Below are 15676 nucleotides of genomic sequence, written 5' to 3' on the forward strand. Positions count from 1 at the left end.
CGGCTCCTTGACGTTCGTGACGGATGGGCGCGCGCCGGCTCAGGCGGCCGTGCGGCGTGGCGCCTCGGGGACGTAGGGCATGGCCAGGTCGACGACGTCGTTCCACCACAGGGCGGCGGGGGCGTCGAAGCCGGCGGGCGGCCCCACCACGAGGTAGGGCAGGCCGTCCGCCCTCTCGGGCGGGGCCGGGCTCAGGCGCACGCGCACGGGCGCGCCCGCCGCGCCGGTCGGCTCGGCCGCCCAGTAGCGCCAGACGTCCGCGCCGTCCACGCGCGCCTCGGCCGGGACGCGGCGGAGCGGCGCGCCGGGATTGCAGGCCAGCCAAGCCCAGTGCTCGTCGAGAAGGCCGACGGCCAGGCAGCGCAGCAGCGTGACCGCGGCGAACAGATTGCCGCCGGGGACGGCGGCGGCCTCCAGCTCCGGGAACCCGAAGCGGTGCAGCCCGGCGGTCACCAGGTGCAGCTCGTCCTTCTCCCCGCGGCCTTCCTCGCCGCCCTCCTCACCGGTGACGAACGTCGCGAGCCAGTCGTCCGCCAGGCAGAACTCCGGGTGCTCGGGACCCAGCCGGAAGGCGCGCGGCAGCACCTGGTGCGACCACGCGTCGTACACGACCCCGTCGCAGGCCTCGGCGACGGCCCGGGCGATGTCGCGGACCGCCTGCGCGTGCGCGGGCTGGGAGACGGGCGGTGCGTGGCTTGTGATCACGATGTGGTGCCGCGCCCCGTCGAGGAGATGGGCCTCGTCCGGCCGCGCCCGGGCGGCCGTGCGGATGAGGTCGGCGTATCCGGACTCGGCGACGGGCCGCCCGCGAACGCGCAGCAGGGACGAGCCGAGCAGCTCGGCCGCCAGGGGAAGGCTCACCCGGCCGCGTGCCGCCCGCACCGGGTCGTCGAGCGGGTGCGCGGTGGCCACCACGAACGGGGCGGCGACGGACGCGGGAACGGTCAGGTCGATCATCGGTATGCCTCCGGGAATCGGTCTCCCGGAGAGCCTCGCGCGGCGTGCTCCGCCGCCATAAGCCCCGCGTCCCGTTCTGTGGATAACCACCACCTGTGGACGACCACCACGCGAGTCGACACCGTCTCTGACCCGCCGTGACGCTGATCACCCCGAACGATCCAGGATGCGAGACGTTACGGCAGTTGGCGGCTATGTCCTATATGTTGCGCACATGCAATGGGCCGTGGCGACGTACGACACCGCGTTCGGGTACGTCTCCGCGCACGGGGCGCCGCTGCTCGACCTGCTCGATCCTCAGCCCGACGAGCGCGTCATCGACCTGGGCTGCGGAACGGGCGTGAGCACCGCCGACATCGCCGCGCGCGGCGCGGACGTCATCGGGATCGACGAGTCCCTCGAAATGGTCAACGCGGCGCGCTCGGAGCACCCGCACCTGTCGTTCGCCGTCGGCGACGCGCACGACTTCACGATCAGTGAGCCGTGCGACGCCGTCTTCTCGAACTCGGCGTTGCACTGGATGACCCGTGACCCCTCCGCGGTCATCTCGCGGGTGCACGCCGCGCTGCGTCCGGGAGGCCGGTTCGTGGCGGAGATGGGCGGCGCGGGCAACTGCGCGGAGCTGATCGCCGCCGTGCAGACGGCCTGGCGCGTCTTCGGCCTGCCGGAACCCGAGCTGCCCTGGTACTTCCCCACCCCGGCCGAATACGCGACCCGGCTGGAGGAGGGCGGCTTCGTCGTACGGCTCATGGAGTACTTCGACCGGCCGACGCGCCTCGCCGAGTGCCCGGACGGCGCCGCCGACTGGGTCCGGCTGTACGCGCCGGAGCTGATCGCCGAGGTCCCCCCGGAGCTCGCCGGGCCGCTCCTCGACCGGGTGAACGAACTGGCCGCCCCCGCTCTCCGCCGTGAGTCCGGGTGGATGGCCGACTACGTACGGCTCAGGTTCGCCGCCGTACGCAAGCCCGGCGGGGACGAACTCGTTCAGCCGCAGGCGCCGCCGACCCCGCACACCCCGCCGGGACCGCACCCGTCCCAGCCCCCGCACGCGGCTTCGGCCGCCCAGACTCCTCCGGCGCCGCACACGCATTCGGCGCCGCAGGCCTGAGCGTCCCGGACGCGGGGCCGGCTCGTACGGTGCGAGCGCCCGGCTTGTGGGTAAGGTCGTCCGCATGCTGCGCCTGTACGATCCCGGAACCGGGCGCGTCACGGAGATCGCCCCGGCTCGTCCCGGCGTGATACGGATCGCCTGCGCCGATGAGCTGCGCGCCCAGGTCGTCGGCGACCTGATCCGCCGGCTCGCCACGCGCCACCGGCTGCGCGCGCTGGGGATCTGGAACACCGTGCCGGGAGCGTCGGACCTGGGCGTACGCCCGGCGGAGCTGACCTCCGGCCCCGCCGACGTGCACGTGGGCGCGACGGTCGGCCGCTGGGTCCCGGCGTCCTGGGAGGGCCTCGACCCGCTCGCCGCGCGCCTCGCGCTGCTGGAGGCCCACTACCGGGCGGACCTCCCCCACACCCGTACGGACCTGGCCGCGGCGGACGCCTCACTCACCGCGTGGCGGCATCGCGTCGCCGGCTGGGCCGAGTCCCCGGGGCGGCCGCCCGAGCGCTCGTACGTCGCGGAGGCGGTCGCGCACCTGGACGCCGACCTCGACACCCCCGCGGCGCTGTCCTGCCTGGCCCGGCTGGCGGAGGACGACTCCGTACCGCCCGGCGCCAAGTTCGAGACGGCGGTCGAGCTGGACATGATTCTGGGCCTCGACCTGGTCCGGCTGATCGGTCGCCTCTAATCCGGGATAAGGCCGCGACCGATCGACCCGTTCTTGGGAACCTCTTTTCTTGCCCCTACCGCCTCAGTAAGCTCATGAGGTAATTTGCCCCGATGCCCGGGAATTGACGATGCGATTCCGCATGTGCGTCGGTCCGCTGATCCTGGCGGGCCTGCTCACAGCCTGTGGCGGCCGTGCGGCCGGCGGCTTTCACCCCAGCGGGCAGGCCCTGGGGGACGGTTCCCCCATGACATCCTCGACCCCCGGCACGGCGTCACAACCAAGCGCATCGGCGGGCCCCGCGAGCGGCCCGGCGGGCGATCCGACGGGCGGCGGCCCGCTCCCCCGTACGCCGCAGTCCGCCCTCACCGCCTACCGCGAGTACCAGCGGATGTACGAACAGGCGTACGAGACCAATGACACCAGCCGGCTCGACGCGGTGGCCATGGATCCGCTTTTGTCGATCATTGAGAAGGACGTCGAGAGGATCCGCCGACAAGGCGTCTTCTGGCGATTCCACAATGTTTTGAATCCGCGCGTGCAGGGCGGTTCCAAAGACGACTCGACCGTTGTGATCCTCGACTGCGTGCGCACCCTCGGCTCATACCGCTTCTCCGCCAAGACGGGAAGACGGCTCGCCGCCTGGCGTGACGGCAGCAACCTCTACCAGGCGATCATGCGCTACACCGACGGCACCTACAAGATCTCCGATGCGACGGAGGGCAGGAAATGCTGACCAGACGATCCTCCATCGCCGTCCTGCTGACCCTCCTCCCCGGCACCGCCGTCGGCCTCGCGTCCGGTGCGGCCGCTGCGGCCCCGCTGTGTCTGCCGAACGCCTGCGCCCACAGCCGCGTCACCATCCCCGGCGGCGGAGGCGGTTCCGAGGACCAGGGCGGCGGAGGCGACGGCGGGGGCGACAGCGGCGGAGGGCCGGGCCTGGGCTGCCCGACCGTGAACGACCAGGTGGTCTGCCCGCCCGGCGGCGCCGCACCCGCGGCCGCTCCGCACGTCCCCACCATCGACGTCGCCTACGACGCGCGGGACAATCTGGAGCTCCCCGTGCCGCGGATCGGCACGGCGCCCAGCGGGCGCTCGTACGTCCGGATCAAGACCGGCCTGTGGGTGGACGACGTGGGGGCCAAGACGGCGGAGGCCGCGGTCCCGGGCCAGCACGTGGTCGTCACCGCGGCCCAGCCGGTCGTGACCTGGGACACCGGTGACGGGCAGACCTTGACGTGCGACGCGGCGACGGCGGGCACGCCCGGCGACACGGACTGCGCCCACGTCTACGAGCGATCCTCGGCGAGCCGGCCGGGCGGCGAGTACACCATCACCGCGACCATCGGCTACAACGTCACCTGGGCCTGTGACGGCCCCGAGTGCGATACGGCCGGCGGCGTGTTCGGGCAGATGACCGGCCCGCCCGGCAATCTCCTCCTCGCGGTCGGCGAGGTGCAGACCGAGTCCAACCCCGGCTGATCCGCACACCCAAGGAGGAGCGATCGGTGTTCCGACCCCGTGCGTTCGTCCCGGCCGTCGTCGCCGCCGGCGTCCTCCTCGCCGGCTGCGGCGGAGGCGGCCACAAGACGGCCGGATCCGCGGCGCCCTCGGCCACAAGGCCGTCGGCGAGCCCGTCTCCGACGCCGAGTTACGCGCCGGGTCGCGTCAAGGCCGCCCTCCTGTCGGCCACGGACATCGACCCGCACGTCGCCCCGGTGCCGCCGAGCACTCCGGCGCTGCAACGGCGCGCCATCCCGTCGTGCTCCCTGTCGGCGATCGAGCCGTCGGGCAGCCCCGACGCGGTGGTGCGCCAGTTCCGTGCGAGCAGGTACTCCGGCGCCAACTTCGGCCAGATCGCGCTGACCTACCCGGACGCGGCCGCGGCGGCCGCGATGTTCGCGACGATCCGGGCGAAGGTCACGGCGTGCCCGAGCAGCAGGCACGTCCCGCAGAAGACCCTGTCCGGTGGCAGCATCGCCCTCGCCCACGACGACACCTGGCATCCCTCGGAGGAGACGACCCCGGGGTGGGCTCACGTGCGCGGGACGGAGAAGACGACCATCTCCCCGTCCAGCAGCGTGATCAACGTCTTCTACCGCATCTACGACTACGTCAGCCGCGGCAACGTCGTGCTCGTCTCGATGTACTGGGAGCGCGTGGCGCCGAAGGCGTCCGCCGACAAGGTCGCGCGGAAGGCGACGTCGCTGCTGACGAAGCAGCTCGCCCGGCTGCCCTGACCGGGCCGCCGGTCGCGGCGGCCTCGGGCGGGGGTCACACCAGGCGGCGGCCCGCCACGACGATGCCGTCCTCGTCGGCGTAGAGCCAGGACCCCGGCCGGAACTCGACGCCGCCGAACGTCACCGGCACGTCGACCTCGCCGGCGCCCTTCTTGGCGCTCTTGCGGGGGTTGGAGCCGAGCGCCCGGATCCCCAGGTCGAGTCCGCGCAGCGCCACGACGTCGCGGACGGCCCCGTTGATCACCACTCCGGCCCAGCCGTGCGCGACGGCCGACCCGGCGATCAGGTCGCCCATCAGCGCGGTCCGCAGCGAGCCGCCGCCGTCGACGACGAGCACGCGGCCCTCCCCCGGCGTGGCGAGCACCTTCTTGAGCAGCGCGTTGTCCTCCCGGCAGCGGACCGTCGCCACCGGTCCCGCGAAGCGTTCCCGCACCCCGTACGAGCCGAACTGCGTCTCGCAGCTCGCCAGCTCGGACCCGTACTCGTCGAAGAGATCAGCCGTCGTGAAGGTCATTTACCGGATGGTAACAACGAACGGATCAGGCGTCCGGGCAGAACGGCCGGTCAGGCGTCGGGGCCTCCGTTCGGGCGGCCGAGGAGCCGGGACAGGACGATGGAGGTCTTGGTCTGCACGATGTTCGGTTCGTTGCGCAGCCGCTCCAGGGCCTGTTCGAGGGCCTGGATGTCGTGGGCGCGCAGGTGGACCAGCGCGTTCGCCTCTCCGGTGATCGTGTAGGCCGCCACCACCTCGGGATGCCGGCGGATGCTGGCGGAGATCTCGTCCGGGGACGTACGGCCCGCGCAGAACAACTCCACGAACGCCTCCGTCGTCCAGCCCAGCGCCGATGGATCGACGACCGCGGCATAGCCCGTGATCACGCCGTCGTGCCGCAGCCGGTCGACCCGGCGCTTGACCGCCGGGGACGACAGGCCGACCTCGTCACCGATCTGCGCGAAGGACGCGCGAGCGTTCTCCAGCAGGCACGCAACGATCCGCCGGTCGATATCGTCAAGACGCAATGATTTGACCTTCCGACGCGCATATCCGTTATTGGTGTTGCGGACACACCGACCTTACGCTGCGGGTGGTGCCTCACCAACCCACTGGGCGCGATCTCGGGCCCGCATTGCCAGGAGTACGACATCGATGACGATGCAGACCCTTGCCCGCGATGGCGCGGGCATCTCTGCGGGGCAGCCGGCACGGACCTACCTGATGTGCCCGCCGACCCACTTCGACGTCCAATACGCGATCAACGCGTGGATGGACCCGACCACCCCGGTCGACCGTGACCGGGCCCGCCACGAGTGGGAACGCCTCCGGGCGACCTACCTCTCACTCGGGCACACCGTTCACGTCCTGCCGCCCGTCCCGGGCCTGCCGGACATGGTCTTCGCCGCGAACGGCGCGACCGTCGTCGGCGGCATGGTGCTGGGGGCGAAGTTCCGCCATCCCCAGCGCGCCGCCGAGGCCGACGCGCACCGGATGTGGTTCGAGGAGCACGGCTACCGGCGCATCCGGGCGGCCGAGCACGTCAACGAGGGCGAGGGCGACTACGCCTTCGCCTACCGCGCCATCGTCGCGGGCCACGGCTTCCGTACGGACCCGGCCGCGCACAACGAACTGCATGACGCGTTCGGGCTGCCGGTGGTCAGCGTGCGGCTGGTCGACCCGCGCTTCTACCACCTCGACACCGCGCTGTGCGTGATCGACCCGTTCACCGCGGCGTACTACCCCGGCGCCTTCGACGAGGACGGCCTGATCAAGCTGCAGGCGCTGTTCCCCGAGCTGATCGAGGCGACCGAGGAGGACGCCCTGGCGTTCGGACTCAACGCGGTCAGTGACGGCCGGCACGTGATCGTTCCGGACGACGCCGTCACGCTGATCGCACGGCTCACCGAGCGCGGCTTCCACGTCGTTCCGATCGAGATGACGGAGCTGCGCAAGGCGGGGGGCGGCCCGAAGTGCTGCACCCTCGAACTCCGCCCGTAGCAGGGACAATAGGACTCGGGAGACCCCGCGGGTCCGAGAAGGAGCACTGTTGAACACGCAGGAGCTGCGGGCGCTGTCGGACGAGCACAGCGCGCACAACTACCATCCGCTGCCGGTCGTGATCGCCGAGGCCGAGGGCGCCTGGGTGACGGACGTCGACGGCAAGCGGTACCTCGACATGCTGTCGGCGTACTCCGCGGTCAACTTCGGGCACCGCCACCCGCGGCTGGTCGAGGCCGCGCGGCGGCAGCTCGAACGCGTCACGCTGGTCAGCCGGGCGTTCGACCACGACCAGTTCGGGCCGTTCGTCGCCGAGCTGGCCGAGCTGGCCGGCAAGGAGATGGTCCTGCCGATGAACAGCGGCGCCGAGGCCGTCGAGACGGCGCTGAAGACCGCCCGCAAGTGGGGGTACGAGGTCAAGGGCGTGCCCGCCGACCAGGCGAACATCGTCACCTTCGAGGGCAACTTCCACGGCCGGACGACGACGATCGTCAGCTTCTCCACCGACCCGGACGCCCGCAACTCCTACGGCCCGTTCACGCCCGGCTTCCGCACCGTGCCGTACGGCGACGTCGAGGCGCTGCGCGCCGCCGTCGACGAGAACACGGTCGGCGTGCTGATCGAGCCGATCCAGGGCGAGGCCGGTGTCAACGTCCCGCCGAGCGGGTTCCTGACGGCGGTGCGCGAGATCTGCACCGCCCGCGGCGCGCTGATGATCGCCGACGAGATCCAGTCGGGCCTGGGCCGTACGGGCACGACGTTCGCGGTGGAGCACGAGAACGTCGTCCCGGACGTCTACATCCTCGGCAAGGCGCTCGGCGGCGGCATCCTGCCGGTCTCCGCCGTCGTCGCCGACCGCGACGTCTTGGGCGTGTTCAAGCCGGGCCAGCACGGCTCGACGTTCGGCGGCAACCCGCTCGCCTGCGCGGTGGCCCGCGAGGTCATCGCGATGCTGCGGACCGGGGAGTTCCAGGAGCGGTCGCGGACGCTGGGGGCGCACCTGCACGCCCGGCTCGGCGCACTGCCGCCGGAGCAGGTCCGCGAGGTGCGCGGTCGCGGCCTGTGGGCCGGCGTGGAGCTGAACGGCAAGGCGCGGCCGGTCAGCGAGCGGCTGATGGAGCGCGGTGTGCTGGCGAAGGAGACGCACGAGACCACGCTCCGGCTGGCCCCGCCGCTGGTGGTGAGCCAGGAGGACCTGGACTGGGCGCTCGACCGGCTGGAGGCCGTGCTCTCCGAGATGTGAGCGGCGTCGTCCACCATCTGCGGAGGTCCGGGCCCTGAGGCCCGGACCTCCGTCTATATCGGTCTATATCCCCGTAAATAGGTTTGCGGGCGCTAGACCCGGAGCCCTATAGTCCAAGTGGATTATTCGGTATCGAGGCGAAAAGACGACCATGGCGCGACCGCTCACGCCTCTCGGGTTGGCGGTGCTGAGACTGCTCCACGACGAGCCCATGCATCCGTACGAGATGCAGCAGCGCATCCGGGACCAGGCCATCGACCGGGTGGTCAAGGTGGCGCACGGATCGCTGTACCACACGGTCGAACGGCTCGCCGGCCTTGGACTGATCGAGCCGGTGGAGACGACGCGGGAGGGACGGCGCCCCGAGCGGACGGTCTACGCGATCACCGAACACGGGCGCGACGAGGCGAATTCCCGGCTCCGGGACTTCATTCGCCGTCCCACGCGGGAGTACCCGGTGCTCGGCATGGCGCTGTCCTTCCTGGCGATGCTGCCGCCGGACGACGCCGCCCAGCTGCTCGACCGCCGCACGGTCGCCCTGGAGGCCGAGCTCGCCGCCCACGACATCGTCGTGGACGGCCTGACCAAGCAGGGCCTGCCGCGGATTCACCTGGTCGAGGTCGAGTACTTCAACGCCCAACTGCGGTCCGAGCTCGAGTACGTGCGGGCCCTCAGCGAGGACATCAAGAGCGGCCGGCTGACCTGGCGGCCTCCCGGCCGCCCGAACGGGGAGAACAACGACCGATGAGGAAATGGCATGGCAACCCCTGGGCGATCTTGTTGACGCTCAGTCTCGGGTTCTTCATGACACTGCTGGACCTGACGATCGTGAACATCGCGATGCCCAGCATGATCGACAAGCTGCACGCGTCACTGGACGAGGTCCTCTGGGTGGTCAACGCCTACGTCCTCGTCCTCGCGGTCCTGCTGATCACCGCCGGTCGCCTGGGCGACCTGCGCGGCCAGCGCAACCTGTTCATCACGGGCGTGGCCGTCTTCACCGTCGCCAGCCTGCTCTGCGGCATCTCACAGAACCCGGCCGAGCTGATCGCCGCCCGCGCGGTGCAGGGCCTCGGCTCCGCCCTGCTGATGCCGCAGACGATGGCGATCATCATCGCCACCTTCCCGGCCGAACGCCGGGGCGCGGCACTCGGCATCTGGGGCGCCGTGGCGGGGGTCGCGACGATCGCCGGGCCCACACTCGGCGGGCTCCTGGTCACCGCCTTCGACTGGCGATGGATCTTCTTCGTCAACCTGCCGATCGGTGTGATCGTCCTCGTGCTGGCGTTCACGGTCATTCCCAGCGTCCGGATCGAGCGCTCCCACCGCCTCGACCTCGTCGGCGTGCTGATCGCCACGGCCGCGCTGTTCTGCCTCGTCTTCGCCCTGACCGAGGGCCAGCGGTACAACTGGAACGGCGTCATCTGGGTGCTGTTCGCGGCGGCGGCCGTCATCTTCGCCGTCTTCCTCGTGCAGCAGCGAAGCCGGCAGAGCCGCGACCCGCTGGTCCCGTTCGTCCTGTTCAAGGACCGTAACTTCACGGTCCTGAACTTCGTCGGCGCGATCCTGTCCATCGGGATGATCGGCGTGTTCCTGCCGCTGACCATCTACCTGCAGTCCGTGCTGGGCTTCAGCGCCCTCAAGGCGGGCCTCGTCATGGCCCCGTCCTCCGTCATCTCGATGTTCCTCGCCCCCGTCGCCGGCCGGATGGCCGACAGGATCGGCGGCAAGTACATCCTCATGGGCGGGCTCACGCTGTACGCGATCGGCATGGGCTGGATCGTGCTCATCGCCGACGTCCACTCGAGCTGGCCCACCTTCCTGCCCGGCCTGATCGTCTCCGGGATCGGCATCGGCGGCGTCTTCGCGCCGATGGCCACCGAGGCGATGCGCGGCGTCGACCCCCGCATGGCCGGCGCGGCCTCCGGCGTCAACAACACGACCCGCCAGATCGGCTCGGTCGTGGGCAGCGCCGCTGCGGGCGCCATCCTGCAGAACCAGCTCGCCTCCCACCTCCGGACCGAGGCCGAGAAGCGCGCGGGCTCGCTCCCCGCCGAGGCCCGCGGCCCGTTCGTCCAGGGGTTCAAGGACGCCGCCAAGGGCGGGCTCGAGGTGGGCGCCGGCCAGACCGGGGCGGCCCAGCACGTGCCGAAGGGCCTGTCCCAGCAGGTCGTCGACCAGCTCACCAGGGCGGCCGCGAGCGTGTTCGGGCACGGCTTCGTCGACGCGATGAAGCCGACGATGCTCCTGCCGATCGCCCTCGTCTTCGTCGGAGCCGCCGCCTGCTTCGCGGTACGCGGCTACCGGCGCAGCCCGGCCACCGGCTCCCCCGAACGCGTCGAGGCCACCACCGGCTGACACCACCACGGCGATCCTTCGAAGCGTCGAGCGCGCACGTCCACCGGGCGTGCGCGCTCTGCGCGTTCAACGGACCGCCGCTGTGGACTGCGCGCCGCGGCTCAGTCCCGCGACGCGGGCACGGACGTCGTGCCGCGCAGGATCCAGGGGCGGGCCGAGCGGGTGGTCGCGACCGCGACGACGGCGGCGATCGCCCCGCCGAAGATGAAGACGTACCCGGCGGTGGTGCCGGTGACGACGAGATCACCCTCCGGGCGCCGGCTCGACAGCAGCACGACGACGATCAGCCACGGCACGGCCAGGGCGACCACGCCGAGCTTGCTCTCCATGGCCCACCCGGCGAGCCGGAACGCGGCGAACTCGACGAAAGACAGGAGGATGGCGGCCACCGGGACGCTCCCGGCCGTCCAGGAGAACTGGAACGACGTGATCGCGCCGAGGAACAGCCCGAGCACGACGAGCACGCCGTACGCCGCGCCCGTCACCAGGCCCGGCGCGGGCGAGGGCTCCTGAGGGGCGAGCGGGCCCGACCATTGCTCCACAGCGGGTCAGGCTACCGCGTGCCCGAGACCGGTCTCGCGGCCGTCCTCGCCGCGCGGGCCCGGCTCCCCGGCGAGCAGCGTGAAGTACTCGACGCCCGGAAGCGGCTGGCCGACGTCGTTCGACAGCGCGAAGTACGGCGGCTCGACGGTGATCTGCGTACGGTGCGCCCGCATCGCGGCGATCTTGGCCGGCAGGTGCTCGCGGGCGTCGACGCGCGTGGTCACCTGCTCGTCCGGGACGCCGAACCCGAAGTCGGCGACCGACGCGACCCGCTCGAACGGCCCCCGGCCCACCGCCTCCTCCAGGGCCGACAGCGGAACGGCGGTGGCGTAGAACCGCGACGGCCGCCACGGCTCGCCCGCGCCGAAGGACGGGTCCGCCGACCGCTCGAACGCACGCCACGCGACCCTGTGCGCCTGGATGTGGTCCGGGTGGCCGTAGAAGCCGTCGGCGTCGTAGGTGACGACGACCTGCGGACGGACCTCCCGCATGACGGCGACGAGCTCGGCCGCGGCCTCGTCGACGTCCGCCCGCCAGAAGCACCGCGGATGGTCGTTGGACGCCACGCCCATCATCCCGGAGTCGCGCCAGCGCCCCGGTCCGCCGAGGAACCGGTGGTCCGTCACCCCGAGCGCGGCGCACGCCTTCGCCAGCTCGCCGACGCGGTACTCCCCCAGCGCGTCCCCGCTCAGGTGACGCAGCTCCTCAGGGATGACCTCGCCCTCCTCACCGCGTGTGCAGGTGACCAGGCAGACGTGGGCGCCCTCGGCCGCGTACTTGGCCATGGTCGCCCCGGTCTCGATGGACTCGTCGTCGGGATGGGCGTGGACGAAGAGGATGCGCAAGTCGGCCATGGCCCGCAACGCTAACCGGCGGGCTGGCTCGCCTTGCCACCGCCCGGCTGCTTGTCGCCTCCCCCCGGGTCGTCACCGCCCGTCGGGCCGCTCGTCGGCTGCTTCGGGCCGCCGGTCGGCTGCTCATCGGTGGGCTGCGTCGTGGTAGGCCGGTCGCTGGTCGGCGCCGACGTCGCCGTATGGGTGGGCAGCGTCCGGTGGGTCGTCGGCGCCTGGCTGTAGGCGGGCTCGGAGTGCGAGCCGACCGGCGCGGGCCGCTGCGAGTCCCCGCTGTCGGAGGACGCCTCGCTGGAGACCTGGGCGCTCGGCGCCGGGCCGGGCGCCGGTTTGTTCCCGTGGTGCCCGGCCGCCCAGACGACCGCGGCGGCGAGCCCCACCGCCAGGACGAGGCCGGCCACCGCCGCCAGGACCAGCCGCGGCGACGTGCCGCGGCGCGCGACGCCGCCCGGATGCGTCGCCGCGGCGTACTGCGGCATCGTCGAGCCCCCGGCGCCCGCGGCCGCGGCCGCCCCGGCCATCGCCCCGAGGCCGCCCGCCGCGATCGTGGGCGCGGCCGGGGTGACCGGCGCGGTCGGCGGGACGCCGACGGCCCTGGTCTCGGCGAACGCCGCCCCCTGGTCCAGGATCGCGGTCTGCGGGCCGGCGCCCGCCATCGGAGCGGCCGGGGTGACGCCCTCCTCGCCGAGCAGCCGCATCAGCAGCTGCTGGGCGGTGGGCCGGACCGCCGGATCCTTGGCGAGGCAGTCGGCGACGATGCCGCGCAGCGGCTCCTGCACGCCGCCGAGGTCCGGCGGCTCGCTCAGGATGCGGTTGATCACCGCCATCACGGTGTCCTGCCCGAAGGGCGCGGAGCCGGTCGCGGCGTACACCATGGTCGAGCCCCAGGCGAAGATGTCCGCCGCCGGCGTGATCTCCTTGCCGGTGAGCTGCTCGGGCGCCATGTAGGCGGGAGTCCCGATCGCGGAGTTGGTCATGGTCGCGGCCGCGTCCAGGGCCTTGGCGATGCCGAAGTCGATGACCCGCGGCCCGTCGGGGCCGATCAGGACGTTCTGCGGCTTGAAATCGCGGTGGACGATGCCCGCCTGGTGGATCGCGACGAGCGCGGTGACGGTGCCGATGGCCAGGCGCTCCAGCTCCGCGCCGGATCGCGGGGACTCCCCGGTGACCAGCTGCTGCAGCGACGGGCCGGGGACGTACTCGCTGACGATGTACGGCCGGTCGCCGTCCACGTCGGCCTCCAGCACCTGCGCGGTGCAGAACCGGGCGACCCGCTTGACCGCGGACAGCTCGCGCAGGAACCGGCTCCGCGCGGTGTCGTCCTGGGCGAGGTCGCCGCGCAGCAGCTTGATGGCCACCGGTTCCCCGGCGGCCGAGCGGCCGAGGTAGACCGTGCCCTGGCCGCCCTCCCCGAGGCGGCCCGTGACTTCATATGACCCCAACCGGTCAGGATCACCGGGCTGCAGGGGACGGGCGTCGGGCATCAACACTCCTGGGGGAACGGCTCATGGACGGCAATAGTCTTCCGCATGACCGGCGGGCTTGCACGGAGCATTCACGGCCTCCTGGCAGGATCGGACCATGACGACCAGCTTCCCCCGGCAGAGCGCGCGTACACGGCGGTTCACCCTCGGAGCGCCGCGCGGTTTCCAGGTCTCCCCCGACGGTTCACGTGTCGTGTTCCTCCGGACGCGGGGCGGCACGGACCCGGTCACCTGCCTGTGGGCCCTCGACGTCCCCCGCGACGGCGGCGAGGCGGAGGAACGCCTGATCGTCGACCCGCGCGCCCTCGACCTGCCCGGCGAGGAGGACCTGCCCGCCGAGGAGAAGGCGCGCCGGGAGCGCGCCCGCGAGCAGGCGGGCGGGATCGTCGCCTACGCCACCGACGAGGGACTGACGCTCGCCGCGTTCGCCCTGTCCGGGCGGCTGTTCGTCACCGACCTCGGCACGGCCGTCCGTCCCCTCGACGCCGCCGTCCCGGCGTTCGACCCCCGCCCGGACCCGACCGGCGCCCACGTCGCGTACGTCTCCGGCCGCGCCCTGCGCGTGATCGAGGTCGCGACCGGCACGGACCGCGCGCTGGCCGAGCCGGAGGGCGAGCAGGTCTCGTACGGCCTCGCGGAGTTCATCGCGGCCGAGGAGATGCAGCGCATGCGCGGGTACTGGTGGGCGCCCGACGGCACGGCCGTCCTGGCCGCCCGCGTCGACGAGTCGCCGGTGCGCCGCTGGCACATCGCCGACCCCGCGAACCCGGCGACGCCGCCGCGCGAGGTCGCCTACCCGGCCGCGGGCACCCCGAACGCCGACGTCTCCCTCGTCGTCCTCGGGCTGGACGGCACGCGGCAGGCGGTCGAGTGGGACAGGGACGCGTTCCCGTACCTCGTCACCGCCCGCTGGGGCTTCCGCGGCGTCCTGCTCGTCGTCCAGACCCGCGACCAGAAGACGATGCGGATCCTGGAGGCCGACCCGTCGACCGGGCGCACCACGCTCGTCCGGGAGGACACCGACCCCGTCTGGCTGGACATCGTCCCCGGCGCGCCGGCCCGTACCGGGACGGGCGACCTCGTCTGGGTGGCCGAAGACGGCCACGACGCGCGCGGACTGATCGTCGGCGGCGAGCGCGTCACGCCGGACGACCTCCACGTGCGCGCCGTCCTCGACGTGGACGGCGACACGGTCCTGTTCACCGCCTCCGACGAGCCCACCGAGATCCACGTCTGGGAGTACGGCCCCGACGGCCTGCGCCGGCTGACCGAGGGCGCGGGCGTGTTCGGCGGCCGCCGGCGCGGCGGCACGACCGTCCTCACCGGGAGCCGGCTCGACCGGTTCGGCACCGAGACCACCGTGCTGCGCGACGGCGCCCCGGCCGGCCGGATCCTCTCCCACGCCGAGCAGCCGTCCCTGGACGTCGGCGTCACGCTGATCCGCGCCGGCGAGCGCGAGCTGCGCACCGCCGTGCTCCTGCCGGCCGGGTACACCGGCGACGAGCCGCTGCCCGTCCTCATGGACCCCTACGGCGGGCCGCACGCCCAGCGGGTCCTGGCCGCGCGCCGCGCCTTCGCCGAGCCGCAGTGGCTCGCCGACCAGGGGTTCGCGGTCGTCGTCGCCGACGGGCGCGGCAGCCCCGGCCGGGGGCGCGACTGGGAGCACGCGATCCACCGCGACCTCGCCGGGCCGGTCCTGGACGACCAGATCGCGGCGCTGCGCGGGGCTGCCGAGCGGTTCCCCCTCGACCTGTCGCGGGTGGCCATCCGCGGCTGGTCGTTCGGCGGGTACCTCGCCGCGCTCGCGGTGCTGCGCCGGCCCGACGTCTTCCACGCGGCGATCGCGGGCGCGCCCGTCACCGACTGGACCCTGTACGACACGCACTACACGGAGCGTTACCTCGGCGATCCCGGCGAGGACCCGGAGCCGTACGAGCGGTCGAGCCTGTTCGACGCGGTATCCGGCGGTGACGCGCCCGCGGACGTGACGCGGCCGCTGCTGCTGATTCACGGACTGGCCGACGATAACGTCGTCGCCGCTCACACGCTGCGTCTATCCTCGGCATTGCTGGCCGCCGGCCGGCCGCACGCCGTCCTGCCGCTGTCCGGGGTGACCCACATGACGCCGCAGGAGGTCGTCGCCGAGAACCTCCTGCTCCTCCAGATCAGGTTCCTTAAGGAAGCGCTCGCGTGACCGTTGCCCCCGCGCCCGGTAAAGGGCACCATTCTTCAGAC

At 72.6% G+C, this 15676-nt stretch carries 16 protein-coding genes; 10 read left to right on the forward strand and 6 right to left on the reverse strand.

Features of this window, described 5'->3' with window-relative positions; genetic code table 11:
- Positions 1–39 precede the first annotated feature (39 nt).
- A complete protein-coding gene (locus NDW01_RS27005) occupies positions 40–957 on the reverse strand; it encodes a hypothetical protein (RefSeq protein ID WP_252825344.1) in 918 nt (305 codons plus the stop codon).
- 214 nt (positions 958–1171) lie between these two features.
- On the opposite strand from NDW01_RS27005, the gene NDW01_RS27010 reads away from it, so the two are divergent.
- From NDW01_RS27010 to NDW01_RS27030, 5 genes are all read left to right on the forward strand, one after another.
- Positions 1172–2065, forward strand: a complete 894-nt coding sequence (locus NDW01_RS27010) for a class I SAM-dependent methyltransferase (RefSeq protein WP_252825347.1) — start codon at positions 1172–1174, stop codon at positions 2063–2065.
- 64 nt (positions 2066–2129) lie between these two features.
- Positions 2130–2750 carry a hypothetical protein gene (locus NDW01_RS27015; protein ID WP_252825350.1) on the forward strand — a complete coding sequence of 207 codons (621 nt, stop codon included), beginning with the start codon at positions 2130–2132 and terminating at the stop codon, positions 2748–2750.
- A 226-nt stretch (positions 2751–2976) separates the two neighbouring features.
- On the forward strand, positions 2977–3465 hold the full coding sequence (locus NDW01_RS27020; RefSeq protein WP_252825352.1) for a hypothetical protein: 489 nt from the start codon (positions 2977–2979) through the stop codon (positions 3463–3465).
- Entirely contained in the window at positions 3459–4211 is a 753-nt protein-coding gene (locus NDW01_RS27025; RefSeq protein ID WP_252825354.1) for a hypothetical protein, read from the forward strand. The genes NDW01_RS27020 and NDW01_RS27025 overlap by 7 nt, the downstream gene beginning before the upstream one ends.
- Positions 4212–4237: 26 nt before the next feature.
- Positions 4238–4969, forward strand: a complete 732-nt coding sequence (locus NDW01_RS27030; protein ID WP_252825357.1) for a hypothetical protein — start codon at positions 4238–4240, stop codon at positions 4967–4969.
- Positions 4970–5003: 34 nt separating this feature from the next.
- On the opposite strand, the gene rraA is transcribed toward NDW01_RS27030, so the two are convergent.
- Together rraA and NDW01_RS27040 are read right to left on the reverse strand one after the other, a co-directional pair.
- Positions 5004–5483 (reverse strand): ribonuclease E activity regulator RraA, encoded by a 480-nt coding sequence (gene rraA / locus NDW01_RS27035; RefSeq protein WP_252825360.1) that lies wholly within the window; start codon positions 5481–5483, stop codon positions 5004–5006.
- Positions 5484–5533: 50 nt separating this feature from the next.
- Positions 5534–5989, reverse strand: a complete 456-nt coding sequence (locus NDW01_RS27040; protein ID WP_252825362.1) for an Lrp/AsnC family transcriptional regulator — start codon at positions 5987–5989, stop codon at positions 5534–5536.
- 127 nt (positions 5990–6116) lie between these two features.
- On the opposite strand from NDW01_RS27040, the gene ddaH reads away from it, so the two are divergent.
- From ddaH to NDW01_RS27060, 4 genes are all read left to right on the forward strand, one after another.
- Positions 6117–6962 (forward strand): dimethylargininase, encoded by an 846-nt coding sequence (gene ddaH, locus NDW01_RS27045; protein WP_252825364.1) that lies wholly within the window; start codon positions 6117–6119, stop codon positions 6960–6962.
- A gap of 46 nt (positions 6963–7008) precedes the next feature.
- The gene (rocD, locus tag NDW01_RS27050) at positions 7009–8205 is read left to right on the forward strand and encodes an ornithine--oxo-acid transaminase (RefSeq protein ID WP_252825797.1); all 1197 of its coding nucleotides are present in this window, start codon (positions 7009–7011) and stop codon (positions 8203–8205) included.
- Between the two features lie 151 nt (positions 8206–8356).
- Positions 8357–8953 (forward strand): PadR family transcriptional regulator, encoded by a 597-nt coding sequence (locus tag NDW01_RS27055; protein ID WP_252825367.1) that lies wholly within the window; start codon positions 8357–8359, stop codon positions 8951–8953.
- Positions 8950–10563: an MFS transporter gene (locus NDW01_RS27060; protein WP_252825369.1), complete on the forward strand. Its 1614-nt coding sequence runs from the start codon at positions 8950–8952 to the stop codon at positions 10561–10563. The genes NDW01_RS27055 and NDW01_RS27060 overlap by 4 nt, the downstream gene beginning before the upstream one ends.
- A gap of 101 nt (positions 10564–10664) precedes the next feature.
- Here NDW01_RS27060 and NDW01_RS27065 read toward each other — a convergent pair whose 3' ends face one another.
- From NDW01_RS27065 to NDW01_RS27075, 3 genes are read right to left on the reverse strand one after another with little or no spacing between them, the layout of a single operon-like run.
- Entirely contained in the window at positions 10665–11105 is a 441-nt protein-coding gene (locus NDW01_RS27065) for a DUF6113 family protein (RefSeq protein ID WP_252825371.1), read from the reverse strand.
- A 6-nt stretch (positions 11106–11111) separates the two neighbouring features.
- The gene (mshB, locus tag NDW01_RS27070; protein ID WP_252825374.1) at positions 11112–11960 is read right to left on the reverse strand and encodes an N-acetyl-1-D-myo-inositol-2-amino-2-deoxy-alpha-D-glucopyranoside deacetylase; all 849 of its coding nucleotides are present in this window, start codon (positions 11958–11960) and stop codon (positions 11112–11114) included.
- Positions 11961–11971: 11 nt separating this feature from the next.
- Positions 11972–13399 (reverse strand): serine/threonine-protein kinase, encoded by a 1428-nt coding sequence (locus tag NDW01_RS27075; RefSeq protein ID WP_252825377.1) that lies wholly within the window; start codon positions 13397–13399, stop codon positions 11972–11974.
- Between the two features lie 139 nt (positions 13400–13538).
- Here NDW01_RS27075 and NDW01_RS27080 point away from each other — a divergent pair, with 139 nt between their 5' ends.
- Positions 13539–15635 (forward strand): S9 family peptidase, encoded by a 2097-nt coding sequence (locus NDW01_RS27080; RefSeq protein WP_252825379.1) that lies wholly within the window; start codon positions 13539–13541, stop codon positions 15633–15635.
- Positions 15636–15676 lie beyond the last annotated feature (41 nt).

The organism is Actinoallomurus soli, from assembly GCF_024055715.1.
GTDB classification, from domain to species: domain Bacteria; phylum Actinomycetota; class Actinomycetes; order Streptosporangiales; family Streptosporangiaceae; genus Actinoallomurus; species Actinoallomurus soli.

What these genes read in the sequence shown, in the direction of transcription:
- NDW01_RS27080 (WP_252825379.1), top strand. Translation starts at nt 13,539, where the DNA reads ATGACGACCAGCTTCCCCCGGCAGAGCGCGCGTACACGGCGGTTCACC.
- NDW01_RS27055 (WP_252825367.1), top strand. Translation starts at nt 8,357, where the DNA reads ATGGCGCGACCGCTCACGCCTCTCGGGTTGGCGGTGCTGAGACTGCTC.
- NDW01_RS27005 (WP_252825344.1), bottom strand. Translation starts at nt 957, where the DNA reads ATGATCGACCTGACCGTTCCCGCGTCCGTCGCCGCCCCGTTCGTGGTG.
- NDW01_RS27015 (WP_252825350.1), top strand. Translation starts at nt 2,130, where the DNA reads ATGCTGCGCCTGTACGATCCCGGAACCGGGCGCGTCACGGAGATCGCC.
- NDW01_RS27010 (WP_252825347.1), top strand. Translation starts at nt 1,172, where the DNA reads ATGCAATGGGCCGTGGCGACGTACGACACCGCGTTCGGGTACGTCTCC.
- NDW01_RS27020 (WP_252825352.1), top strand. Translation starts at nt 2,977, where the DNA reads ATGACATCCTCGACCCCCGGCACGGCGTCACAACCAAGCGCATCGGCG.
- NDW01_RS27025 (WP_252825354.1), top strand. Translation starts at nt 3,459, where the DNA reads ATGCTGACCAGACGATCCTCCATCGCCGTCCTGCTGACCCTCCTCCCC.
- ddaH (WP_252825364.1), top strand. Translation starts at nt 6,117, where the DNA reads ATGACGATGCAGACCCTTGCCCGCGATGGCGCGGGCATCTCTGCGGGG.
- NDW01_RS27060 (WP_252825369.1), top strand. Translation starts at nt 8,950, where the DNA reads ATGAGGAAATGGCATGGCAACCCCTGGGCGATCTTGTTGACGCTCAGT.
- mshB (WP_252825374.1), bottom strand. Translation starts at nt 11,960, where the DNA reads ATGGCCGACTTGCGCATCCTCTTCGTCCACGCCCATCCCGACGACGAG.
- rraA (WP_252825360.1), bottom strand. Translation starts at nt 5,483, where the DNA reads ATGACCTTCACGACGGCTGATCTCTTCGACGAGTACGGGTCCGAGCTG.